The organism is Rubinisphaera italica (assembly GCF_007859715.1).
In the GTDB taxonomy this organism is placed as follows: Bacteria; Planctomycetota; Planctomycetia; order Planctomycetales; family Planctomycetaceae; genus Rubinisphaera; species Rubinisphaera italica.
On record NZ_SJPG01000001.1, the window covers coordinates 1260259 to 1287050 of the forward strand.

Here is a 26792-nt window from a genome sequence, read left to right on the forward strand (position 1 = left end):
GCAGATCCAGGAATTGATGGAAGACAGGGGGATTGTGAAAACATGTCAAAGGCATAGCCGTTTCGTTGGTCAAATACTGTTCGTGAGGAAGGAGTGTGTCAAGTGAGGGGATGCCCTGAAAAGTTAGTCCGATTGTACCGACACTAACGAATGGGACATGCGATCCTGTAAAAAAGTAAATTTCAAAATAGTAATTGCCCGACAGGACTTGCATTTCAACCTAGTTTTGAGCGTTGGCCGTAACTTTTATTCAGCGCTGGATAAATGTGACATTCTTAACAATGGATAGATCAAGAAGATGGCACTTTCAATGGAGCTTGCGAATCTCATTTGGATTCTTATCGCCGCTGCTTTAGTTATGCTAATGCAGGGTGGTTTTTGTTTTTTGGAAACTGGGCTTGTCCGGGCCAAGAACAGCATCAATGTCGCCATGAAAAATCTGGCGGACTTTTGTATCGCTGGGGTCTTATTCTGGATGGTCGGATTCGGCATGATGTTCGGCCAGGATTATTCAGGGCTGATCGGAACCTCGTACTTTTTTGTCGATGAGACAAACAGCACCTGGCTGCTCGCCTTCTTTTTATTCCAGCTCGTTTTCTGTGGCACTGCGACCACAATCATCTCGGGAGCTGTTGCGGAACGGATGCGATTCTCGGGATACCTGCTCCTCAGTGCAGTCGTTTCTGCCCTGGTTTATCCCGTGTTTGGGCATTGGGCCTGGGGCGGACTTGTTGAAGGAACCGGCACTGGCTGGCTTTGTGAAATGGGCTTCATCGACTTCGCCGGTTCAACCGTCGTACATTCCGTCGGTGGTTGGACGGCCTTGATGACCGTGTTAGTCGTCGGGCCACGTCTGGGTCGTTTTACATCAAAACAGAAGAAAATTCACGGTCATAATTATCCGATGGCAGCTCTGGGAACTTTGCTGCTGTGGTTTGGCTGGTTCGGATTCAACGGCGGTAGCACGCTCGCCATTGATGGTTCGATTCCACTGATTCTTGTGAATACGAATCTTTCCGCGGCTGCAGGAGGCGTTGCAGGTCTTCTGCTTTCCCGCCTTGTGCATGGTCGAGTGGAAGTCGGCGATATTATGAACGGCGTGATAGCCGGTCTGGTTGGCATCACAGCTGCCTGTCATATGGTTACTCCGATGTACGCGATTATCATTGGAGTTATCTCCTCGGCGATATGTATGTTCGGTGTTCTTTTGCTGGAGAAACTGAAAATCGATGATGTGATCGGAGCCGTTCCCGCTCACGCATTCGCTGGAGCCTGGGGAACACTTGCCGTTGCGATATTTGGAAATTCAGAGAATTTCAGCAATGGAATGAGTCGTCTCGAACAACTTCAGATTCAGGCGTTGGGTGTTGGGACCTGCTTTGTCTGGGCCAGTGGAGTTACATTGCTTTCCCTGGGAATACTGCGACTGTTTTTCTCATTGCGTGTGTCTGAAGAAGCAGAAATCCAGGGACTAAATATTCACGAGCACGGTGCGAGTACAGAGATCATCGATCTGCTCGATGATATGAAGGTTCAAAGCATTAAAGGTGATTTTTCGACTCCAGTCTCAGTCGAACCACATACTGAAGTCGGCCAGATCGCTGCAGAATACAATAAAGTTCTGCATAAAGTTGTCGAAGAAATTGAGAATCGGGAGAATCTTCTTAAGCAGCTCAAAGTGGCTGAAGAGAATTATCGGTCCATTTTTGAAAATGCGATTGAAGGGATTTATCGTTCAACATTTTCCGGGAAACTTCTCGAAGCCAACCCGGCTTTGGCGAATATGCTTGGCTATTCCTCCGTTATCGAATTAATGGAAGATTCACAGGATATTTGCTCGCAATATTATGTAGACCCTGATTCCCGTAAAGTTTTGCTTGAGCGGTTGAAGCAGGATGGAAGCGTCAAAGAATATCAAATTGCTCTACGCAGGCGAGATGGTACTGTACTGGATGTCGTGGTCAATGCTCGTCACTTTCCTGAGACTGAGCAAAGTTCTGCGTTTATCGAAGGCAGCGTGACTGATATCAGCGAGCGGATTCAAACCGAAGAGTTGCGGAAACAGAAGGAGTCTGCAGAAGCTGCCAGTCATGCCAAAAGTGCATTCCTGGCGACGATGAGTCACGAAATTCGGACACCACTCAATGGTGTTATCGGGATGCTGGAATTGCTGAACGATACCGAAATGAACTCGAAACAGACTCATTACGCCAATATCGCAAAGTCATCAGCTGATTCTTTACTGAGTCTAATCAACGATATCTTAGATTTCTCCAAAATTGAAGCCGGCAAGCTGGAACTGGATCCTGCTGAATTCGATTTGGAATCGATGGTTGAAGACGTTGCCGATATGTTCAATATACGAGCAGAGCAGAAGGGAATCGAGTTGACCTGCCACGTGTGGCCTAATGTCGAGAATCGAGTGATTGGTGATTCCGAGCGTCTTCGTCAGGTTCTTGTGAATCTGATTGGTAACGCACTCAAATTCACGGAATCTGGACAGGTCAGTGTCGAGGTGCAAGCCGATGACGTTGCCGATAATCGACAGATGATTTCGCTGAGTGTTCAGGATACCGGAATCGGAATGCCTGAAGAGATACAGGAACGACTGTTCCTGCCATTTGAGCAAGCCGATGGTTCCACAACTCGCAAGTTTGGTGGCACAGGTTTAGGTCTTGCGATTTGTCGTCAACTTATCGAATTGATGGGCGGCACGATCACGATTGAAAGTGCTTTGGGAGAAGGCTCCAAATTCATCTGTCGTATTCCCTTCGATTTGAGCAAGGGGACACGCCTCGGACATAAAATCGATGCCCGAATTCAAGGCATGAGAATTCTGGCGGTTGATGATAATGAAACCAATCGCACAATTCTGCAGTCACTTCTGCAAAGTTGGGGCGCTGAAGTGGAGACGGCTGAAAGTGCGGCCAAGGCAGCGGAATGCCTCAAAAAGGCCCAGTCGGATAACCGACCATTTCAAATTGGTGTGCTCGACTATCGGATGCCGGAAACGGATGGGATCGGACTGGCACGGATGATTAAAAGCGATCCACAGATTTCGGATATTGAGTTAATGATGCTGACGTCCTCAGATTGCGAAATCAGTCGCGAGGAACTGAAAACGATTGGAATAAAATCCTGCTTCTCGAAACCGATTCGATCCTCCCGTTTGTTTGATGCATTGATCACAACGCTGTATCACAATTCTTCTCAAGAATTGATTGAAGAAGAAGTGGCTGAGGAAATTGTCGTCCCTGAAATCAATAAAAAAGTTGAAGGTCGTGTTTTGATTGTTGACGATAATGAAATCAATCAAATTGTGACGCAGGAAATTGTCGAGCAGTATGGTTGGCGGTGTCGTGTTGCCAGTAATGGCCAGGAAGCGATTGATCTCTTGAAGCGAAGGGCGTTCGATCTAGTCTTGATGGACTGTCAGATGCCAGTTATGGATGGATTCACGGCAACTGGTGAAATTCGAAAAATGCAGGCAGCTGGCGAACTTCCTGAATATCTCCCTGTGATTGCATTGACCGCCAATGCCGTGAAAGGGGATCGCGATCGATGTCTGGCAGCGGGGATGGATGAGTATGTCTCAAAACCAATTAATCCTCAGAATCTTCTGCAGAAAATGTTATCGCTGATTCAGGGGAAAATGAATCAGGATTCGAATGGACAAGTGCAAAAGGATTCCGCAATAGAGTTTCAAGTGGAGACACATCTGGCCGACGTGGAGTCGGAACTGGATAACGACGCGATTGACTGGCCAACGCTAATCGAACGTTGTGGTGGAAATGATGAGATCGCCTTCAAAGTGCTGAAGAAATTTCACGATCGACTCCCGGATGATATACGAGAGTTGGAGAACGCGATTGAGAACCAGGATTGGGAGAGTACAGGTCGAATCGTGCATACTCTTAAGGGAGCCGCAGGAAATGTTTCTGCAGTCGAAGTTTCTGAAGCGGCGTTGAAGCTGGAAACAATCGTCCGGTCTCAACCTGAGGAAACAGCTTGTTTCGAGCCACTTGAGGAACTTAAGTCGCGGGTAACGAGTTGCCTGAGAACGATCGAAGTTCAACTGGAGCAAGCTCTGAAAACATAATTCAATGAATTCATTTATCAGAACAGAAATTTTAAGCGAATATCTTTCGCTGACCAAGATGTAAGAGAACAATTTGCAACGGAGCTTGCAATGAAAATGAAAATATTAGCAGTCGATGATGATGAAATTACTCGCGATATTCTCGAGTATCTGATTCAAAAGAGCGGTCATGAACCGACAATCTGCAGTCGCGGTGATGATGCTTTTCAGTTGCTTCTCGATGGTGATTTCCACATGGTCATCCTGGATTGGGAAATGCCAGGTATGGATGGACTGGAACTTTGTCGGCGCATACGTCAGCACAATTTTGGAAGATATCTCTACACAATCATGCTGACCTCTCACAGCAGTTCGAAAGAAATTGTGGAAGGTCTCTCTGCGGGCGCAGATGACTTTGTGACGAAGCCGTTTAACTCAGCCGAGATGAATCAGCGAATTCGAGCCGGAGAGCGAATCCTCTCTCTCGAAACCCGAGATACTTTGATTTTTACTCTGGCCAAGTTAGCCGAGTCTCGTGATCCCGATACCGGGCAGCATCTCGAACGGGTCCAGCAATATTCGCGGGCCATCGCGATGAAACTTTCGCAAAATCATAAGTATCGGGACGTCATTGATTCCGGATTTATCCGGAATATTTTTCTGACTAGCCCACTGCACGATATTGGTAAGGTGGGGGTATCAGATAATATCCTGCTCAAACCTGGACGATTAACTCCGGTAGAGTTTGAGATTATGAAAACTCATACTCTGATTGGGGCTGATACGCTTAAAGATGCAGTGCAGCGGAATCCGGAAGTTGGCTATTTGAAGATGGCTTATGATATCGCGCTCAGTCATCATGAGCGCTATGATGGGACGGGATATCCTCAAGGTCTCAAAGGCGATGAGATTCCCTTTGCGGCTCGTATCGTCGCCCTTGCAGATGTCTACGATGCTCTGACAACCAAACGTGTCTATAAAGATGCGTTCTCACACGAGAAAACTTTCGACATCATCATGGAGTCTGATGGAACTCATTTTGATCCTGATATCGTTCAGGCCTTCGTCGAAATTCAGGATCAGTTTATGATGATCGCCGAGAAGTTTCAGGGTGACATGGCTTTAGATTTCGAACGGATGCTGGCTCATCATTAAAGCTGGACAGAGTGTGCATTCTTATTAAAAAGAAGAAAAACAGGCTGGTCAAAATGATCAGCCTGTTTTATTGAGATTGATGAATGGTTTTAGTTAAGTGTGAGCGATCTCATCCTGTACGGTTTGAGTTGGTGTACTGACAAATGCATCCAGACGAGCAACTTGCACATCTTCGACAGTGAACGTTAAGGGATAGAGCGGTTGGATATCGCGACGCAGGTAGAGCATGATCTGCGAGCATTCTTTCGGAGGAACGATGACTTCAATTCGAACCTGAATATTCGGTTCTGTCGCATCAATTTCTAACTGTCGTCTTCCTGCTCCATGGCAGGCCATCGCTGTGTAACCTGTCGCTCCCAGCCGAACGAGTTCTGCTTCGAGCATTTGCTCGTGTTCCGGTTCGGTAATGATAGTCAGTCGTTTTACAGTACACAGTCCCTTGCGTCGAGCTGCATATTGATGCTCAGCAAATGGTTGATGCGAATCGAGCCCCCGGACATTGAAAGAAAGTCCCTGTTGTTCAAAATCGTTTTCCAGCTCATGCAGCTTATCCATCACGCTATGGTCAACGAGCATTGTTTCCGACAAGTCCAGTTCGACATTCTTACGCTCCAGCAATCCCAGTCGTTCAATCTGTCGACGAATCGGAATCCAGTTACTGAAAACCGCTGATTTATACATAACAAATCGAACCGTCTGCCCATCATCATCAATGACTTCAATATCCGGGTAGAACATCGATCGCAAAGGGACTCCATTAACAAGATGGATGATCACTTTTGTGGCAATACCAAGACCAATTCCGATCAGCAGATCAGTCGCCAGTACTGCGACCAGGGTCACGGCAAAAATAATCAGCTGTTCGCGACCGATTCGCCAGACGTTCATGAATTCACTGGGGTGTGCCAGTCGGAAACCCGTGTAAATCAGCATGGCAGCCAACGCGGCCATGGGAATCAGATGCAGGACCATGGGAATTAACGCGACACAAACCAGCAGGAACATACCATGCCAGAAGTCCGCAAAGCGGGTGCGGGCTCCGTTGTCGATGTTGGCCTTACTACGCACAATTTCTGAAATCATTGGTAACCCACCAATGAAGGCCACGCAAAGGTTACCCGCTCCCACGGCGACCATATCGCGGTCCATACTGCTTTTACGTTTCCAGGGATCGATCAAATCGACCGCTTTGGCACTCAGTAAAGATTCGAGACTTCCAATGATGAAAAACATGAAGACCCATGACCAGGCTTTGGGTTGAGATAAAGCCGTGAAGTCGGGAGTAGTGATTTCTTCAAACATTCCAAAGACATGATCTGGCATCGCAACCAGGTACTGTTCGCCTAATTGATATTGATGATTCTGTAAGGTGTAGGAGTGTGGATGTAATAAATCGAATCCAATTCCCATGGGTATGGCGACTATCAAAACAATCAGTGGACCAGGTAGAACTTTGGCCCAACGGTATCGACTTCTCATGAGCGGCCATAAGAACATAATCAGCACACTGACGACACCAATCGTCGCAATTGCCGGGTTCGCCTCTGCCACAAATTTTGGAATTTCCCGAAGTAATTCAAGTGGTTCTCCTGAGGCACTCACTCCGAGTGCAACAGGAATTTGCTTGGCAATAATTATGACCCCGATGGCAGCCAGCATGCCATGCACAGCGGAAATTGGAAAGAATTCTCCAAGGATCCCGGCTCGAAAGATTCCAAAGAAGATTTGCAAAATCGCCGCGGCAACTCCAACGGCCAGAGCAGCCCGATAAGCAGTCGTATCGCTGGCGGTCCAGCCACCGACCATGCCATCACCACCAAAGGCTTCGATACATCCAATCGCAATGACAATCAAACCGGCAGCAGGGCCTTTGATTGTCAATTCTGAGTTACTGATAAGTGTCGCCACCACTGAACCAACAATCGCGGTGAAAATCCCGGCAATCGGTGGATAACCACTGGCAATCGAAATCCCCAGACACAAAGGCAAGGCGATTAGAAATACCAGTAATCCTGAAATGAAATCGTACTTGAAGTATTTGGTGAATCCATCCAGATCTCCCTTTGGTTTTTCTTTATCAATGTCTACCGCAGCAGATGTGTTCATGGTTTTATCACTTTGTAGATGGTGGATTGGTCTGCATTTATTTTGGATCGGCTTGAATCAGATGACAAACTGAAAATTTCATTCCTGTTTATGCTCTGAAGGGGCATGATGATGCTCCTCTGAGAGCTCTTCTATATCCTTTGTGATGGGATTACTTTGTCTCAATCGCATCAATTCTTTGGCGGCATGATATCGCGAAGCGACACCAGGTTGAGGAACGAGACCGCCCCCTAAAATTAGAAGTGTTAACATGAGAATGGCAATTCGCTCAGTGACTCTTGCCTGCATCGGAATCAGTGTGCGATTATGACGCCCTGTAAAGATGCGAAAATAGGCCCACAAGACGACAATCCCGTTGAGAGCAGCAGCCAGAACGACCATCGTGCCGACAAGTGGGTAAATGTGGACGGCTCCTTCAATCAGTAATTCCATTCCGACAAATCCGACTGTTGCCGGGAATCCAATTGAAGCTAATCCCGTAAGCAAGAAGAAACCGGCAAAGATTGGCATCTGTCGATAAAGCCCATGGAAATCTGCCAGGGAAACTCGGGAAATCCGAGCTTCAATGCATCGCAGAGTGATTCCAAATCCAGTCAGGGCCAGTCCGACAGAAATCCACAGGCAAAGTGCCCCCGTCAAGCCAATCGGTGTGACTAATTCCAATCCAACCAGTACGAGCGACGATTGACTGAGTAACAGATAACAGAACATTCGGCGGGCTTCTTTTTGAACCAGAGCCATCCCCCCTGCATAAACAGCAGTGATCAGAGACAGAATCGCGATCGCATGTAAGGCCCAGGATGGGGCGATCGGCAATACGAGTCGCATTACGGCGTATGCACCGACGAGTGGAGTCGTGAATAATAATGCCGAGCCGAAGGTCCCTTTTTCATATAAGTCTGCCATCCAAAGGTGGAATGGAATGATGCCGCTACGAAGTAATGCGGCTCCGGAAAGGAGGGCACCTGGAATCAGTGCTGCCGAAGATTTTGCATCAACGAAACTCAACCAGGCATAACCGATCAATAAGAGTCCAACAAAAAATGCCATGTGCAGGTTATAAATCCGCGTGCAACGATGCCGTCTCTTTAACTCCAGATAAGGAGGTATTGTGGAAATCGACAATAGAATGACCAGAGTCCAGGAGGCTCGGCAGCTAAATGTTGCCAACACGAGTGCCTCGGATATTAGTGCCCACTTCATCGAAAAACGTGGAGTTTTTGTCCGCAGCGTGGACATGACCGTGACCAAAAATATCAATGCGCCAAGTGGGAGCAGGAAAGCGCTCAGTTCATCAACGACAAAGATTTCATTGTTGAAGATCGTATTCATGAATGGCCAGTGTTCGTGAGCCTCGAATGAATTGAGGAGCACGAAGTCGACCAGTTCTGCCACTGTCAGCAAAAAGGTGACCGCACAAATGGCGATAGTTCCTTTGATGGCGCTTGCGGTTTCACCACGCAATTGCATCCAGATTGCACCGATCAGAGGAACCAGAATCGATGTTTCCATCCAGGGAAAATGTAATTCCGACATCACGCAGCCCTCCCAGTTGATTCGGGATGAAGATCAATGTTGTCAGATTCTCGTGAAGATTCCTTGGAAATTATGTCCGTGGTTCGATGTTCCAGACGATCAAACCAGCGAAACAGTGATATAAACGGCTGAACGACCCATTTATCGAGAGCGACATCCATAAAACCGCGGTCGAAGCCGAAGCGATAAAGCCATTTCTTTACACTGCCAGGCACCATTCTTGACCAGATCGATTTCCTTTGGGGCAAGCGGGATCCCATTTGATTTTCCAGTTCGTTGTAATCCCGCAATAGCGTTGGAGCTCGTAGAAGTTGCATCGTTCGCAAACTGGCATGACCAAGAATGTGGATCAGAGCCAGATAGCGAAGTCCCAGTCCGATTTCAACAACGATAATTCCGACCTGTGTCAAGGAGGCGTAAGCCAATGAAACTTTGATATCGCTCTGAACGCGAGACATTAATGCACCGCAAGTGGCTGAGATAATCCCCAGAACAATGACCATAATTTTCAAGGTGAATGAACTTTCGAGAATCGGGCTGACACGTAACAGCAGATAAACTCCCAGGTGCACGGAAAGAGCTCCGTAAAAAATGGCACTCGAGGGAGTTGGCCCTTCCATGGCACGGGGAAGCCAGCCAGAAAATGGAAACAGCGCTGACTTGCCGGCAACCGCAACTAATAATAACGAGCCGACAAGTAGAGCCTGACTTGCATTAATTGCTGAGGTTCCCGCTGGCCAGACTCCGGAACTCATCAAACCCCCAAAGTCACCTTCGCCAGTTAAGTGGTGCATCGTAATGGCGGCTATCAGAAACGCGGCATCGGAAAGTCGGTAAATCGACCAGACCCGCTGGCCGTTACGAACCGGATTTTCACGTTCATGAAAATACGCAACCAGCAACGCAGAAGAGAGCCCGACCATTTCCCAGCCTAGAAACAACGTTTCAATTGTGCCGGCTAGAGATGAGATGACCATTCCGCAAAAGAAGACCGCATAGAACAGGAAGAATCGTCCATACCCTTCTTCTCGATGCAGATAGCGACGGGTGAATTCGCCAACGACTCCACACAAAATGCACGATAGCAGCAGAAACGGAATGCTGAGGCGATCGAATACGAATTTTAAATGAAAGTGAAATTCCTGCTCAGGAATGTTAACCCAATTTCCCAGTTCAACAGGGACATATCGAATTCCAAACGTCAGCATTAGAACCAGAATTCCCAGTGCGGGGATCAAGGAAAATAAAACAGCGGCTTGTGTTAAGCGGGAAGTGGAGGCTTCACTTAATGGACGTCCAACTAAAGTCGAGAGCCCCAGTAATGCCAGCAGGATTGCCGGACTTGCCACGACCGCTGTCCCTAAGATGTAAAATGTCGAGTCTAACCAACTCATGACGGGCCTCCCTTCTCGAGGTGAGGTACTGCATTGTCAGTGGTCATTGTTTGAGGCGTTCCTTCTGCAATCGATGCAAATCCAAGATGGTCACGATGCCCGCGATACCATTCCATGGAGGTTTTCACTTCTGGTAACTGATGAGACTCCATCAGATAAGGTTCAAACTGTCCATTCACATATTTTTGAATGGTCGAAGTTTCAGCATCCAACACCGCCAACTGGACCCAGTTTCCTTGAACAAGAAGGGCAATTCCAGGATTTGCAGCGATGATGCCGAGCATTTTTTCGGGAGTCGTTTCAATGACAAACAAAATTCTCATTGGCTCATGAATTTCAACCATCTGCTGAGACAAACCTGGCCTTAAATCACTGGCTGCTCCTGTCATCACACCGAGCATCGAAGCGACATTGTGTGGTAGTTTGGAACCGCAGCCGTAGCCTTCCGTGTCGACTGTCGAGAAGTAGTATTCCAGACTGATTCCTGCACAAACCGGGATTGCCGCCTGCAGTATTCGAGTAAGAATCGATACGTTTTCGTCATCGATTCCAGGATCGTAAGATGTTAAAAAGACTCGGCGATCAATAAATAAGCCTCGGCTCCATTCCCGTCTTCCTACAAAAACCAGGGCATTGGTCGCATGATTGTATTCGGGACGGGCTTGTGAAAGGTCTTCTGCTCTTTGTTCGACGTGCTCCAGGGCTGCTGCGGGGGATAAGTCGAGCGGTGCCGATTCGAATCTTCTGGCACGTTCGTGGGCATTCCGGGCACGAGTTTCGTTGACACTTTTTTCAATACGACGAAACAACGGGCGGAGGGAGCGAGGCAATAAATCCAGATCGTAATACTCGACATTATCATTACACGTATTGTGGTAAGCGCCCACGAACCGGACATCATCCGGAAGAAGAATCCCTTTCTCGGCAATCCGTTTACGGACACGGGGATCATTCGCCATTGTGGCAAATGCTCGTGCATTCGGACCGCCTCGACCGCCACTGCAGGCTCCGCAGTTGTATGCGGATTCATGGGGATTATTCAGACTGCTCGAACCATGTCCAAAGAAGACGATAAGCGGTGGGAAGTCTTTGATCAGTCCGATGTCCTGCAGAATGCGAATGACAATTCCAGCCATTTCATCGAGACTGTAACCGAGTGATTCCGGATCCGAACCAGGTTCTGGTGCGGAACGTTCAATATGCAACTCGGTTGCAGGAGGACGGACAAAAGATTCCATCGACTGACGAATTTTGGAGGTCAGTCGAGGAGCCATGATGCGGGCGACCATTGGGAACGTTGCAATCGCACCAAATACTCCGGTGAACCAGCCCCCAATCATTGTCCGGGAACTGGCGTGAACGCGATGATTGAACCGACCGATGTTCCGACGACGTTGCGCGCGACGTTCGCTGACATCGATCGCAGAGAACAATGGTTCTTCACGAACATAGTGTTTAGGCGTAATAATATTTGGACAAAGTGGCCGATAATGTGCGTGATCAGCTCCCTGATAATACATCGCGACCGCAAAAAAGCCTGCTGCAGAGGCTGTTTCGCATTCCGGATCAACTTCTTCGAGGTGACGTCGAAACGATTCTTCACGATCATCAATACAGAAGATTGCCATGAACGCTGGTTTTGTGTTCGGTTTTCTTGGCAATTCATGTCGACGTTTGGAATGAATGGCGACCGCATCGAGTGTGCTGACGCGATAATGCCGCTCATAAGCCAGATGCAGGATTCGCCGACGTTCCTGAGAGGAGAACGCTTCGAGTTCCTCAATCAGACAAGCCCACTGCGGTTGAGTCATGCTGAGAAGTTGCTCGGGTGTCCAGCCATTCACCTGAGCGAGTTGGAAGACGGTGTAAGTCCGTTGTTTGAGGGTTGGTCCTTTCACTCGTGCAGATAACAATTCTGCCTTTTGTCGAATTTTCTGCAAATCTTTTGTGCCGAATTGGAGTTGTCCAAAATGAGAAATAGCGTAACGCTCAAGAATTAAACGAATTGCTAAGTACTCATTCAGGGTTCCTTCAGGAGCCGGATAGGGAAGCCACGGAGCTTCCGATTCCATTTGCCAGATCATGCCAGTCCAGCCACGCAGGGCAAGTAAAGAAGAGCAGACGTTTTTTTCAAGATCCTGTTTTTCAACTCCCAGCATTTCAAGGGAATTGGCAATAGAGGTCAATGGATCGAAATCTCCAGTTAAAATCGCCTGCAATTCTTCACGTAAGCCTTTCATCCATACCGGTTTAATCGTCAGGCGATGCAGAAACAGCTTGGCGAAAGACTTGGCAAACCCCAGTTCACGATCCGGTAATTGAAAACTTGCAAAACCCTGATCCAGAAATGCACCGCAAAAACGAATTAATACTTCATTGACCTGAACGTCAGTGTTTTCGCCTGTGACTTCAAGCAGCAAGTCATGCAGCCGAGCGAAAGAGGATGCAGATGGAGCCGGTTTATTGGAGGCTTGAACGCCTTGCTGACAAATTCTCCACATCAACTGCAAAACAAACGACTCCCACTGAGCTTCCGGCCAGGAAGTGATTGATTGAGCAGGAGACTCGCTCAGCAGGGCATTCACAAGTGGTGGCAGATTCGGAGAGCTTTCACTGCCAGCAGCGCTGGAATCGGGGGTTTTTTGTTGTCGTAAAATCCAACTGCGAGTCTGTTGGATCATCTGATCAGCACGCTGAGGAGAGAGTTCCTCATTAAATCTAAGCAACAGATCGGTTTCAGCGAGCAACCAACGTAGTTCGGCGTCTGGTGCATTATGCAGCGTCATTTGAAGCATCGATAATCGCAACGTATATCGAGTGCCGAAGCTGGCAATCAACTCGTCAGCTCCTTCATCGAGATCATCCATCAGAACCTGACGCAGGTCATCAAGTGTAATTCGGCCGCGTTTCAGTTCACTGCGATAACGATCTTCCGACAAATAGGGCTCGCAACCATATAATTCGCCACCGACAACAACGGCTTGATCAAAAGGCAAATGTTCAAAAGAATGCAGTGTATTGTGATGGACGAAGACAGTAATCGGCCCCTGCGAAGGCAAGTAGTGTATTGCATGATGAATTGCAGATTCCAGATCCGCGTGCAGGTTTTCGTTCGACTTAATCGCCTGATCCTGCGAAGGAACGCTTTCGGCCGTCGTCTCGTGCATTAGTTTCTCAATCTGTGATGGAAAAATCCAGTAGGATCATAAGGAAGGAAAACTCACATCATGCAATGTAATGCAACCTGCGTGCCAAGCAGTTAAAGTGTGAATTCACTGGACAGTTTTCAGAGAATGTGAAGCTATTTTTCAGTGTATTCACATTTAAAAGGGATTGAATTTAATATTGAGCGTGCAGAAAGTTGCACTTTCAGTGCAAACATCTGCGTGGATATGCAAATCGCTGTTGGCTCTAAAAAATTTCGTTCGACATCATAAAGGTCGGGTTATGTTTGATACTCATGATAAACGCGGTATTCATCGGCTCGCACTGGGCTTGGCGGTCCTGAGCCTGATCGCATTGACTGTCACAGCCTGGATTCTGCATGATTTTGCACGAGAGCAGGAAATTGTCGCGCGGATTATTAAGCACCTGCCCGAAGGCTACGTCGAAGTCGCTGAAGAACTTTCCGGAGATTTACGTCTTCAGACGAGACTTTCGGTCTTACTGGTATTGAACAGTATTGGAACTGCGATTGCCATTGCGTTTGTCGTTCGCGGCTATATGTCGAGTGAGCAGTCGCTACGAGATGTCAAAGTTCTGGCAACAGACATTCTTGCCAGTATGGATGCGGGTGTGATCACAACAAATCACAAAGGAGTGATTACCAGCATCAATCCACGCGGTATAAAACTGTTGGGATTATCAGATGATGGAGTTGGTCGCACCTTGGATGAAATCAGTCCTGAACATGAATTGCTCAAGACAATATGTGAAGAAGTCAGTCAATGTCACGATGGGATTCGAGATCTCGATTATTGTGTGACTTCTAACGGGCATGATTTAACTTTGCGAGCAGGCTGCACATTACTGAAAAATCAGCGTCAGGAAGAAATCGGTACTGTGATTCATGTTCGTGATGTCACTGAGAAAGCCTTAATGGAAGCGAGATTGAGGCGGATGGAACGTTATATGGGGCTGGGCTCACTGGCGGCTGGATTGCAGCATGAAATTAAGAATCCGCTCAGTGCACTTTCATTACATATTCAGCTCCTGTATGAAAAACTCAATCAGGAAAAATTTGATGCAGAAGTAGATGAACTCCTTGATGTGCTGCAAACCGAAGTCAGACGGATCAATGATGTTCTGGATGGTTTCCGAAATTATGCGTCTACGACACAACTGGGGCATTCGTGGGTCGATGTTTCGACATTAATCGAAAAACTGGTTCGCTTATTGCGTCCTCAGACAAAAGCGTTGAACATTATTGTGAAAGTAGAAATGCCGGAAATGCCTCTCAGTTCGATCGAAGCCGACTCGGTTCGGCTTGAGCAGGTGTTGTTGAATCTAGCTTTAAATGCGATGGCTGCAATGCCTCAGGGAGGCGAGCTTTGTTTTCGATTGAGCGAACAAAATCGTTCTTTGCGAATAGATATCAAAGATACTGGAAATGGAATACGCCCTGAAATTCAATCGCAGATCTTTGATCCTTATTTTACGACCCGTAATGATGGAACAGGAATGGGACTTGCCTTGTGCGATAAAATCATCCGTCAGCATGAAGGCAGTATCGATTTTCGAAGCAGTTCGGAAGGGACCGAATTTACAATTTTGCTACCAATGGTAAGCGCCTATTGAGTTCTCCTGTTACGATTAAATCAATTGTAACAGTCAGACAAACTTTAACGGTTAGGTCGAGTGAGAGAGCTTACACGGGCAGTTTTGGTACGCAATATCTTGCAATTGTGCAGGATGTTGCAGTTGCTGATTTTAGACTTCAATAGATTATGGAAATTGCTGATGAGATTAGTTTTTTTGCAAACCTGATTTCCGATTGTAGTCGATATAAGAATCGGAGGATTCGAGCGGATTGTTACAGTTGTAGTGGTCATTGCGATCTAACCTCCGGATGAATTGGAATGCGGTTCGTAGGAAATATGCAATGAAATATGTTGAAGAGCATACGATAGTGACGGTTAGGCAAGAAAGGCTTTCCGGCTCCCGGAATTGGTTTTGGAAAAGTCCGGCAAAGACAATTCCATTTATGCTGATGCTGACCATTCTCATCTGCAATACGATTACAGTGGCAGGTGCAGAGGAGATTGCAGATGAGCTTCAACAAGAATTACAGCGGTTACAGCGGCAGATCGACGAATTGAAGGCTGCTTCTGTCATGCCCGCTGGCGATTCTCTAATTATTCCAGCGGGGGCCTCTCAATACAGTTGCACTCCCGGGAAAAGCTGTTGTGATCTTGCTACTGAGAAACCTGCCTATCCCACTACGAAAATCACTGGCTTTTTTCAGGCCGATGCGGTGTGGTTTGATCAGAGTCCAGCAAATCAATTTGCCGTCGGCGGAGGGAATCCTGCGATGGGCGATGTTCAGGACGGAGCCGACTTTCGACGTACTCGACTGGCTGCGGTTGGAGAGGTATGGGACAATATCAATTATATGATCGAGTTCGACTTTGCATTTCCAGGTCGTCCCAGTTTTATGGATGTCTGGTTGGAGATTGAGGAGGTTGACGGAGCAAACAACTTGCGAATTGGACAATTCCGCACGCCTTTTGGGATGGATGGGCAAACCAGTGTTAAAGAACTGACTTTCCTGGAGCGAGCATTGCCAGCTGCATTTCTGCCTTTCCGTCAAATTGGAGCGTTGTACTACGGCACCAACGAAGATGATTCCGCAACCTGGGCCATCGCCGGGTTTCGCTATCCAACTGATACTTTTGGTGGAAACGTTGGCGATAACGGTGGCTTTGGAATGGCTACACGCATTACTAAAGTTCTGGGTGATTGCGAAGATGGCAATGGCTTGTTTCATCTCGGCGCGGGATACAGCTTTGTGGATCCTGCGAGCGATCTCGTTCAGTATCAGAATCAACCGGAGGTGTTTGTCAGCGAAACTGGAGGAGCCGCTCTGGTTCCTGCTGGTGTGCCCACAAATGTTCCTCCTTTCGTTAACACGGGTTTGATACCAACGGACAACGTCAATTTGTTCAACGTAGAATTAGCAGCGGCACAAGGTTCGTTTTATGCTCAGTCGGAAGCATTTTACACGGTCGTCAATCAGAAAGTCGGCAACAGGTTGACATTCTCTGGCGCTTACGCCCATGCCGGATATTTTCTTACTGGGGAGAAGCGAGCTTATAATCGCAAGAATGGTGTCTTTGGACGCGTCAAGCCAGATTCGAACTTTGGTGATTGTGGTGGCACCGGAGCCTGGGAAATCGCTGGTCGTTGGTCGTACATCGATCTGAATGATGAAAACATTCAGGGAAGTCGACTCAACGATTTGACAGCCGGACTGAACTGGTATCTGAATCCCTACACGAAATTTCAATGGAATTACATTCACGCGATGCTCGACAGTCCTCTCAATGGTGACAGCAGTGCCGACATCTTCGCGATGAGAGCTCAGGTCGATTTCTAAGGAAATGAACCTGACTTCATAATTCACGTGTGAATTGGGGCATATTAAATAACAGTCGGTTGCGAAAAATATTGTATCGCAGCCGACTGTTTTCAATGATGGCGCACCGATCTACAGATCAATCTCTCATCCGGGGCTCTCAGTGGCGATCTAACTCATATGTGAAATCTCTCATGCCTTTTGCGTCATCTCTCATGGACACTTCCTGATGCGTTGTGAAAATGGACTTCAGTCCATATCGCTCAGTGACGACAAAAGGAACTCAATCCCGTGCTAAATGTTCTGCGCTCTCTTATCGTATTTTCTATTACATTATCCTGCCTCAGTTCATCCGCTTATTCTGCACCCAATGGCTGGAAGTCCGTTCGGCTCCATAACGAGTTTTATGCTGAAGGGGCAGCTGCAGGGGATGTAGATGGGGATGGGAATATCGATGTCACAAGTGGTCCCTTCGTCTATCGAGGCCCGGAATTCCAAGAGCGTTTTGAACTCTTCGAACCTCATCTCTTTTCCATCAACGGCTACAGTGACAGCTTTTTCAGTCATATTGTCGATGTGAATACCGACGGCTTGAATGATGTGATCATCCTGGGCTTTCCGGGACGCGAAGCCCGATGCTATTTAAACCCTGGCTCTGAGGGTTTGAAAAAACACTGGCCGATGAAAATCCTGGCCGATCAGGTTGGCCATGAATCACCTGCAGTCATCGACTTGATCCCCGGCGGCTTGCCGGAGATTGTCTGTTCGCGCGAAACCTCGTATGGCTACTATCAGGCTGGTGACAATCCTCTCGAACCCTGGACATGGCACGCTGTCTCAGAATCGGGTCTGGCCCGAAAACCATTTGGGCATGGGATGGGAGTTGGTGATGTGAATAACGATGGTCGCCTCGACATCATCGAGACAGATAAATATTGGGAACAGCCATCCGACCTTTCCGAGAAATGGACGATGCATCAATGGGCCGTCAAAAAATATGGCAGTGGTGGTGCCCAGATGTTCGTTCACGACTTCGATGGTGACGGGGATCAGGATGTCCTCACTTCCCAGAATGCCCACCGTTATGGATTGTGTTGGTTTGAACGTCAATCAGCTGATCGATTGACTCGCCACGATATCATGGGCGAATTCTCGGTCGAAAATCCTTATGGAGTCGCCTTCAGTCAACCGCATGCTGTCGCGATGGCAGATGTCGATGGCGATGGCTTGATGGATTTTGTATCTGGAAAACGCTGGAAAGCTCACAACGGTCACGATCCGGGCTCGAATCAGCCCGCTGTTCTATACTGGTTTCGATGTCAGAAAACGGACGAGGGAATCGAATTCGTTCCCCATCTGATTGATGACGCTTCCGGAGTCGGTGTCGATGTTACGGTTGCCGATTTGAACGCGGACGGCTTGTTGGATGTCGTCTCTGCAAATAAGGGAGGATTGGTTCTGCACTTTCAGTCAACTGTAGTGGAACCGGTGCTGCCAGAACTGTGGCAGTTTGATCGACCGTCCATGGAAGATTACGTCAATGGGTTTTCTCCTCAGGAAGCAGCTGAGAAGATGCTGGTCCCTCAAGGCTTTCACGTCGATTTGATCGCAGCCGAGCCCGACCTCGTTCAACCGATCGCGATGTGTTTCGATGCCCGTGGAAGAATCTGGGTGATTGAAGGACATACGTATCCTCAAAAAGCCCCTGAAGGTGAGGGGAAGGATCGCATTCTCATTCTGGAAGACGCCGATGCGGATGGTTCGTTTGAATCAACAAAAGTCTTTGCAGAGGGAATCAATCTGGCGAGTGGACTCGAAATCGGTTTTGGTGGTGTCTGGGTTGGAGCCGCTCCCGATCTATTATTTTATCCCGATCAGGATCAGGATGACATTCCCGATTCCGAACCAATCGTATTGCTCGACGGCTGGGGGTATCAAGATACTCATGAAACGCTCAACAGTTTCACCTGGGGACCGGATGGATGGCTGTATGGCTGTCATGGTGTCTTTACGCATTCCAATGTTGGCAAGCCTGGGGCGCCGGAAGATCAGCGTACACAAATCAATGCTGGTGTTTGGCGTTATCATCCTACCCGTCACGAATTCGAAGTCTTCGCCCATGGTTCAAGCAATCCCTGGGGAGTTGATTTTAATGAACAGGGGGACTGGTTCATTACAGCCTGTGTGATTCCGCACCTGTATCATATTTCTCAGGGAGGTCGCTATTTCCGACAGGCTGGCAATCATTTCAATCCCTACACTTATTCAGATATCACGACGATTGCAGATCATCTTCATTATGGAGATGGGACTTTCAATTCGGCAAACAGCAATGGAGGAGTTGATCGGCAACTTGTCAAGAATACTCAAAGTTCTACGTCCGATGTTGGTGGCGGACATGCCCATTGTGGACTGACAATCTATCAGGCTGCCGAGTTTCCTAAGCAATACGATGGCGAATTGTTCTTTCATAATTTGCATGGGCACAGGATTGTGCGAGAGCATGTCGAGAGGGAAGGTTCTGGCTACATTGGACGGCATCGGCCCGACTTTGCCTTGTCGCAGGATCATCAGCAAATCGGTGTCAGTATCATGCAGGGACCTGATGGAGCACTCTATACCTCCGACTGGCACGATCCCCAGACTTGCCACAATCGGACGCCAGAAATTTGGAATCGAACAGATGGCCGTCTCTTCCGTATTCGCTACGGCAACATCATAGCTCAACGTTTCAATCTCTGGGAGAAAAGTGATTCCGAGTTGGTTGAACTGTTGAAAGATGAAAATGCCTATTACGCAAGACAGGCACAGCGAATTCTGCAAGAAAGAGCAGCAGAGAACAGACTTGATCGGCCTCAAGTGAATAAACTCTTGAAGGGATTGTTAGCTACTGAAAAAGCTCAGAAGGTTCGACTGCGATCGTTATGGACAGCGTGGTCTTGCAATTTGCTGGGTCAACCAGAGTTGAAAGAATTGTTGCGGGGTCCCGATCCGTATGTCCGAGCCTGGACGATTCAGTTTCTGGGAGAATCCTCAACAGCCGTTGATGATGACGTTCTGGTTCAACTTGAACAGATGTCAAAGTCGGACACAAACGTCACTGTGCGACGTTATCTCGCATCAGTTCTTCAACGATTACCCGAGGAACAACGTTGGGGGATCTTGCAGGGGCTGATCTCTTCGCAGCAGGATCTGACAGATCGAAATCTCCCATTGCTCGTCTGGTATGGAGCCGAGCCACTCATCGATAAAGATGCAGCACGCGTTCTGCAGATTGTGAAATCGAGTGGTTGGAAACAACTGACGGAATTTGTCATCCGACGAACATCGACCACCGAGCAAGGCCGGAACGCTTTAACCGATTTGCTCAAATCAGAAAAGAACATTGATTTTAGCCGAATCATTCTTCAGGAAATGCAGACGAGTGTGAAAAGCCAGGCCGGTGCAAAGATGCCGGAATCCTGGAAAGCCGCCTCCGAAAATCTGCTTTCGCTGAACGACAAGAACCTGCAGCTCTTAGTCAGTTCTCTGTCGATTCAATTTGGCGATGAATCCGCGTTCCCTTATTATCGAGAGGTATTGCTCGATCAGAAGCAGCCTTTGGCTTTTCGTCAAAATGCACTTCAGCTTCTCGCCCAGGCACGTGATCCGGAACTGGCACCTGCTCTCCTTAAATTATTGGAGGACAGATCTCTGCGGATTGTAGCCATTCAAAATCTGGCTCGTTTCGAGCTTCCCGAAACTCCCGACAAACTGATTGGGATGTTTGATCAACTCACAGAAGGAGAACAGGCCGAAGTTCTCAGCACACTTGTATCCCGAAAATCATTTGCCGAGGTTTTCATCAAGGCAATGGAACAAGGGGATTTGGATGCCACCAAGGTGCCAGCTTACATTGTTCGACAAGTGATGACTCTGGACGATGAACACCTCGTGAAACGTTTGGAGAAAGTCTGGGGGAAAATCAGCACTGCCAATACCAATATCGCTGAATTAACAGCGAAATATGAAAAGCTGTTACAGCCGAAGTTAGTCGCAAGTTCGAATTTTGGCGAAGGGAGAAAACTTTACGAAACCAACTGCGGCAAGTGTCATAAACTCTTCGGTAAAGGGGGCGATATTGGTCCCGATATTACAGGAGCCAATCGCAGCAATGTGAAATATCTGCTTGAGAACATCCTGGATCCTAACGCGATCATTGGTCGCAATTATATCATGACGACATTTGTGACTGTTGATGGGCGTGTTGTGAACGGTTTGATCAAATCGGAGAATTCTGAAGCGGTCACGATTCAAACGACCAATGAAGTGATCATCATTGCCCAAGATGATATCGAACTTCGGAAAGCATCTGAGAAATCACTGATGCCTGAAGGCCAGTTGCAGCCGATGCGGGATGAACAGGTACTGCAGCTCTTTCGTTATCTCATGTCCCCAACAGCGAATCCCGCGCCCGGTTCGCAGAGAACTTCCGTTCCTCCACCAGCACCCGGAGTGACAAGAATTGAAGGGGAAGCTTTAGTTGGAAAAGCAAAGGTCACTGGTGGAAATGTTCGTAATCAGAACATGTCCGGCTTTGGACCAATGTGGTCCAATAACGATCACCTCTGGTGGACGGGAGGGAAACCGGGGGATCGTTTAACTCTCAAAATTCCAGCACAGCCTGCAGGTGAATATGAGGTCTCGGTCTACACCACTACTGCAGTGGACTACGGTCAAATCAAAGTGACCTGGTTAAATCAGGTGCGAGAATCAGACTTATACACGACACAAGTTTTACCCGGGGAACCGATCAACTTTGAAAAGGTCGCTATAACCAAAGAGCAACCACTTGAAATGATAATTGAAATGACCGGCAAGCACCCGCAGGCAAAAGCCGGGTATATGGTTGGAATCGATCGTATTGAATTCAGATTAATACCGACAAAACCGTAAGTCAGACTCTGCCTGACGAATTTGGCGATTATGTTGTTTTGAACCTCGGATGGACAGGGATAAACACAGATAAAAAGATCCGTGTCTATCCGTGATTCTTATTGTGGTAAAACATTAAAAAGAGAATTACTCAGTGATTGGTTTTTCTGTCAGTGTTTTTGGATTTTTTACGAAGCCTGGTTCGCGTGTGTTTTTGCCGAGATGTTTTCCATCACCGAGATCGTTGCGACAAAATTCGATCAGTTCCGTCAGCTTGTAAACGACCTCTGGGTTTTCATCATAAACACTGCGGGTTTCTCCAATGTCATTGCTGAGGTTGTAGAGTTCAGGCTGATAGTTCTGGCCAGCATTTGCCTTGGAGGGACGGACATGCAGTTTCCAGTTTTCGTGTCGGACGGCACACAGATCTGACTTGTAATAGTAATACATCGTATCGCGGGGCGAGCTGATTTCGAGAGGATTGGCAAGCATCTGGCTCAGGTCCAAACCATCAATGATCCGATTTTCCGGAAGTTTCTGACCGACAATACTGGCGAGCGTTGGCAGAATATCGAGCGTGCTGACGATCTCTCGTGAAACTGTTCCAGCAGGTATCGTTGCGGGCCATTTCATGATGCAGGGGACACGCATCCCTCCTTCCCATGTCGAGCCCTTGTAGCCCCTGAGAGGGCCATTGCTTCCGCCCCAACGCTGGGCGGCTCCGTTATCGGAAGTGAAGATGACGAGTGTATTCTTTTCGAGTTCGAGTCGCTTGAGAGCTTCTGATAATTCGCCGACGGACCAGTCAATTTCCTCAACGGCATCTCCGTAATCCCCGTTCTTACTTTTGCCTTTAAAGGCTTGAGAAGCATACAGAGGAACGTGCGGGAACGTATGGGGCCAATAGAGAAAAAATGCATCTGATTGATGATTCTCCAGAAAGGAAATCGCTTCTTCGGTATAACGCTTGGTCAACTGACTTTGGTCCGGCTCCTGTTCGATGACCGATTCATCACGCATTAAGGGTAGGGGAGGGTAGTTGCGTTTGGGAATCCAGTAGCCCATATCGTTGGAAAAAGGAATGCCGAAGTAAGAATCGAATCCTTGCCGTGTCGGTAGAAATTCAGGCTGATCCCCCAGATGCCATTTGCCAACAATCTTTGTCGCATAACCGGCTTGCTTAAGGACTTCGGCAATTGTCGTTTCTTGCGGATTTAACCCTTGATGGTTCCCAGGAAATAAAACCCAGCCTCCTTTTTCGTTCTGATGCATTCCGATTCTTTTGGGATAGCAGCCAGTCATCAGAGAGGATCGTGACGGAGTGCAGACTCCCGACGTGACGTAAAAATTTGTTAAGGTCAATCCTTCGGAAGAGAGTTGATCGATGTTTGGTGTTCGATGTTTATCGCTTCCGAAGCAACCGATGTCTCCGTAGCCCAAATCATCACAATAGATGATGATCACATTCGGTTTTCGAGCAGCATCGGCTGTCATGCAGGTAGAAATCAGTAGTGCCAATACGGCGAATATTTTAACAACCATACTGTTATCCTCAGTCACTCAACAAAATACACATTGTGTCTGGATCATGAGACGGTTTTTAAAGAGATCCAAAACTAAATGATCGTTTGTCTGTTCGTATTCAGTTAGTTTTTGCGTTGAAATTTGATTTGAGCAGGGTCTTCAAAATCGTCCCGTTGCTCATAAGGTCGCTGTTCCAGATACCATTTTTTCCAGGATTTATGAATTTCGGTTTGCCATTTTTCTATGATTGGCTTCATGTCAATTTGTAAATCGATATCGGCGTATTTCGCCGTCGGATCGAGTTCGTGGCCCAGGCCATTTGGTAACCTCGCGATCCAGCACAACGCTAGCCGCGCCTCAATCGCGACGGTCAAATCGGGATCTTTCAATAATTCAATCAGCAGGTCGGCCTGCTCAATCTGATCGCTTTTCCCCAAAGCCCACGCGGCGACTTGTCGAACTTGAGGGGATTTGTTGACTGACAACTGCTTGAGGAGACTGATATTTCCAATCAAGGCGTCACGATCCGATAAATCGATTTTCAACTTTGGTTGTTTTTCTTCTGGAATCGCAGGGAGTTCAATCGTGGAGAGTCCGGCCATCAGTTGATTGAACTCTCCACGATTGGAAGCTTCGGTTTTGAGTTGACCATCTTTAAATTCCACCTTGGTGAGATCGTCAGGCAGTCCACGACCACCTGCCAGGGTTCCCGCTCCAATTTCAGGGGCCTGTGTTCGTTTTGGGATCAGCTTTTTCGTGGCTCGCATTAAAAACAGTAAGCTGAAACAGGTGCTGCAGGGAGCATTCGGTTGGTAACTGGGGATTTCAATCCAGAAGCCACTCGGGCTCTGTTGTTTGATCAGGATATCCGCACCATCAGAATACCAGTTTTGATTTTGAATGGTCTCCCATCCATTCAGCGTTGCTGCCCGTTCGAGTGTGTAATAGTAATAATAAAAGGTATTTTCTGACTCTTTTGGGGGGGCCAGGTAATAATTTTTTTCGATCCATTGATAGGAAAGTTTGACCGCATTGTCGATTTGTGGACGAATGGCTTTGGGGGTTCCTCGAACTTGTCTTGGAGAGTCTTTATTGGACGCAGGGGAGAGTCGCTCTAAAAAATTGAGAGAGTTTTTTGAATTGGGATCACTGTCAGGGGCACCTGGGCGTTGAAATAGAATCGTGCGAATCACGGCCAACGATCCCGAACCGGCGAGTGTCATCGTTCCACGAATTTCACTCGGGTTTGGTTGAAGATTTTTTGGGTGATAAGAAAACCCCCCGTTTTGAGCTTGAGTTTTTGTGTGCCATGCGGCTGCCCGCTCAAACACATCGTTCGGAATGAAGACTCCCGCACGATCGGCAGCCCACAGCCCCAGCAGGGCATATTGCGTGATGCTGGTATCGCCACTGTTAATACCTCGGTCTGGGTAGAACCATCCACCATGATCTTCTTGCCCGTCCATGATGTACTGAGCAATCATTTCAATTTCACTGATATAGAATTCAGGATCAGCTGCCTGCAGGGCCATAATGTCAATCGTCGCTTCGTAATATTGATGTTGCGTCGGCTGATACTGATTTTCACTTTGACGACACTTGTCGGTGATGATTTTGAGACCTCGACTCACCTCAGGAGACTCAGCCGATTCTCCCGAAGCAAGTAACGTATAAGTAACCAGTCCGGTTATAAATCTATTGTTGAACGGAAACGTTTTAAGCGCAGAAACTCCCTTCTGGATTGCATCGGCAATTTCTTTTTCTTCAGCAGCCTGAATTGTCTGGACTTGACCAGGTACATAAGCCGATAAGCTCAGGCCGAGTAGGAATAAGAATTTCCTGAGTCTCATGAAATCAATCCAAAATGAGTCGAAGTGATTACTCTGGCGCCGGGAACTTACGGATGGAACTGTATCGCTTGTAGGTTTCATAAATCTCTCCCCCATCCAGTACACGAGGATCACCAGTTTCCTTGAGATAGGTATTCAGCTTAACGATCAAATCCCGTTCGATCGATTGAAATTCCTGCTGACCTGACAGATTCTTCATACAAGCAGGATCGGTTTTAATATTGAACAGTTCATATTCGGGACGTTTATCAACAGCAGCGTGAAAATAAGGAGCGATTGCCGGATTGTCCCGGTTTTCGATGAGATAGGTCAACGAAGGGCAGGCGTCGATGTCGTGATAGCCACCATGTGCAGGCCCGAGTTTGTCATCAGAATCATATTTTTGTGGAGCTCCCGCCGGCCAGCGTTCTGGTCGAAAATTGTGGATCAGTAAATAATTGTCTGTGCGAAGCGCACGTTGTGGATAGGTCCAATTATTATAACGCGAAGATGAGTGTCTTTCGCGTGCCGAATAGACTGCGGTTCTCAACGGATCACAAATTCCCGACTGATCGCTCATGAGAAGATCTCGAAAACTTCTGCCGGAGAGTCCAGGTTGATCGGCTGGGTAAGTGACTTGAGCAAGATCCAGAATCGTTGCAGTAATATCGACAAAGCCAATCAGGTCATCGATTTGCCGCCCACCAGGCATCTGCTTCGGCCAGCAAATGGCCAGGGGCATGTGGATCCCATATTCATAACAATTGGCCTTGGCGCGAGGAAAAGGCATACCATTATCGGATGTGACGATCACAACTGTATTTTCCAGTTCGCCTTTTTCTTCCAGTGTTTTCAGCATTTTGGCGAGGTGCTGATCGAACCATTCGATTTCTGCATAGTAATCAAGAATATCAGATCGGATTTCTGGTTCATCGGGCAAAAAGCCGGGGACATCGACCAGTGAGGGATCTGCTCCATTCTTTTCTCCTAATCCTTTTTTATAAGAACGGTGCGGTTCATGGCCTCCATACCAGAAGAGGAATGGCTGATTTTCCTGGCGATCTTCCAGAAAATCAACAAAGTTCGCTGCATAGTCTGTTTTGCTAATTCCAGCTGGTGTGTTCTTGAGTTTGTGTTTTGAGTAACTGGGACCAGCGGGATTTTGGGTTCTCCCAGAGATCTTATAATTACCCGGACCCCAACCTTTACCGGTGTAGCCAGTGTGGTAGCCCGAATCAGCTAAGAGGCTTGGAAATACTGGATACTTGAGTGGAAATGAACTGGCATGTGTTCCCGCTTCCTCAATTTGCCAGGTATGACGACCCGTCAACAGAGCCGCTCGACAGGGACTGCAGCCTGGAGATGCTGCAAAAGCATTCGTAAATAATGCTCCAGCTTGGGCGACATGATCGAAGGCCGGAGTTTCAATAGCAGGACTTCCAGAAGCTGAAGTATGAATCCAAGACTGGTCATCACTGATGGCCAGCAGAATATTAGGCCGATTCTCAGCAGCAAATGATTGTGTCCCAATATTTACCAGGGAGAATATCAGGAAAAAAAATGAGTAGTTTGGGCATTTAATTTTGGAAAATTTTCTCCTTAATAAAAAATATATAGAAAATTTTATGCCATTGCTCAGGAAAGTCTTTGATTTCATGGGATTTACCTCGTGAGAGTGCGGA

12 protein-coding genes are annotated in these 26792 nt (G+C 47.6%); 5 read left to right on the plus strand and 7 right to left on the minus strand.

From position 1 onward, the window contains the following. The first annotated feature begins 298 nt into the window (after window positions 1-298). Together amt and Pan54_RS04885 are read left to right on the plus strand one after the other, a co-directional pair. Complete coding sequence (gene amt / locus Pan54_RS04880; protein ID WP_146502445.1) at window positions 299-4099, plus strand: ammonium transporter; 3801 nt, start codon at window positions 299-301, stop codon at window positions 4097-4099. 90 nt (window positions 4100-4189) lie between these two features. After that, window positions 4190-5233: an HD-GYP domain-containing protein gene (locus Pan54_RS04885; protein ID WP_242631220.1), complete on the plus strand. Its 1044-nt coding sequence runs from the start codon at window positions 4190-4192 to the stop codon at window positions 5231-5233. 93 nt (window positions 5234-5326) lie between these two features. Here Pan54_RS04885 and Pan54_RS04890 read toward each other — a convergent pair whose 3' ends face one another. The 4 genes from Pan54_RS04890 to Pan54_RS04905 all read right to left on the minus strand — a co-directional run bounded on the left by Pan54_RS04890 (window position 5327) and on the right by Pan54_RS04905 (window position 13436). Continuing rightward, on the minus strand, window positions 5327-7339 hold the full coding sequence (locus tag Pan54_RS04890; protein ID WP_146502446.1) for a SulP family inorganic anion transporter: 2013 nt from the start codon (window positions 7337-7339) through the stop codon (window positions 5327-5329). A 78-nt stretch (window positions 7340-7417) separates the two neighbouring features. Further along, the gene (locus Pan54_RS04895; RefSeq protein WP_146502447.1) at window positions 7418-8875 is read right to left on the minus strand and encodes a proton-conducting transporter transmembrane domain-containing protein; all 1458 of its coding nucleotides are present in this window, start codon (window positions 8873-8875) and stop codon (window positions 7418-7420) included. After that, on the minus strand, window positions 8875-10269 hold the full coding sequence (locus Pan54_RS04900) for a proton-conducting transporter transmembrane domain-containing protein (RefSeq protein WP_146502448.1): 1395 nt from the start codon (window positions 10267-10269) through the stop codon (window positions 8875-8877). The genes Pan54_RS04895 and Pan54_RS04900 overlap by 1 nt, the downstream gene beginning before the upstream one ends. Further along, a complete protein-coding gene (locus Pan54_RS04905) occupies window positions 10266-13436 on the minus strand; it encodes a DUF2309 domain-containing protein (RefSeq protein ID WP_146502449.1) in 3171 nt (1056 codons plus the stop codon). Before Pan54_RS04905 ends, Pan54_RS04900 begins: the two co-directional genes overlap by 4 nt. 280 nt (window positions 13437-13716) lie before the next feature. Here Pan54_RS04905 and Pan54_RS04910 point away from each other — a divergent pair, with 280 nt between their 5' ends. The 3 genes from Pan54_RS04910 (at window position 13717) to Pan54_RS04920 (ending at window position 21778) form a co-directional block, all read left to right on the plus strand. Further along, window positions 13717-15066: a two-component system sensor histidine kinase NtrB gene (locus Pan54_RS04910; RefSeq protein ID WP_146502450.1), complete on the plus strand. Its 1350-nt coding sequence runs from the start codon at window positions 13717-13719 to the stop codon at window positions 15064-15066. 304 nt (window positions 15067-15370) lie between these two features. Further along, window positions 15371-16864 carry an OprO/OprP family phosphate-selective porin gene (locus tag Pan54_RS04915; RefSeq protein WP_207310039.1) on the plus strand — a complete coding sequence of 498 codons (1494 nt, stop codon included), beginning with the start codon at window positions 15371-15373 and terminating at the stop codon, window positions 16862-16864. A 270-nt stretch (window positions 16865-17134) separates the two neighbouring features. Further along, complete coding sequence (locus Pan54_RS04920; RefSeq protein WP_146502451.1) at window positions 17135-21778, plus strand: PVC-type heme-binding CxxCH protein; 4644 nt, start codon at window positions 17135-17137, stop codon at window positions 21776-21778. Between the two features lie 126 nt (window positions 21779-21904). On the opposite strand, the gene Pan54_RS04925 is transcribed toward Pan54_RS04920, so the two are convergent. From Pan54_RS04925 to Pan54_RS04935, 3 genes are all read right to left on the minus strand, one after another. After that, complete coding sequence (locus Pan54_RS04925; RefSeq protein WP_146502452.1) at window positions 21905-23299, minus strand: sulfatase family protein; 1395 nt, start codon at window positions 23297-23299, stop codon at window positions 21905-21907. Window positions 23300-23403: 104 nt separating this feature from the next. Continuing rightward, the gene (locus Pan54_RS04930) at window positions 23404-25131 is read right to left on the minus strand and encodes a hypothetical protein (protein ID WP_146502453.1); all 1728 of its coding nucleotides are present in this window, start codon (window positions 25129-25131) and stop codon (window positions 23404-23406) included. A gap of 28 nt (window positions 25132-25159) precedes the next feature. Beyond that, the gene (locus Pan54_RS04935; RefSeq protein WP_390621939.1) at window positions 25160-26737 is read right to left on the minus strand and encodes a sulfatase family protein; all 1578 of its coding nucleotides are present in this window, start codon (window positions 26735-26737) and stop codon (window positions 25160-25162) included. Window positions 26738-26792 lie beyond the last annotated feature (55 nt).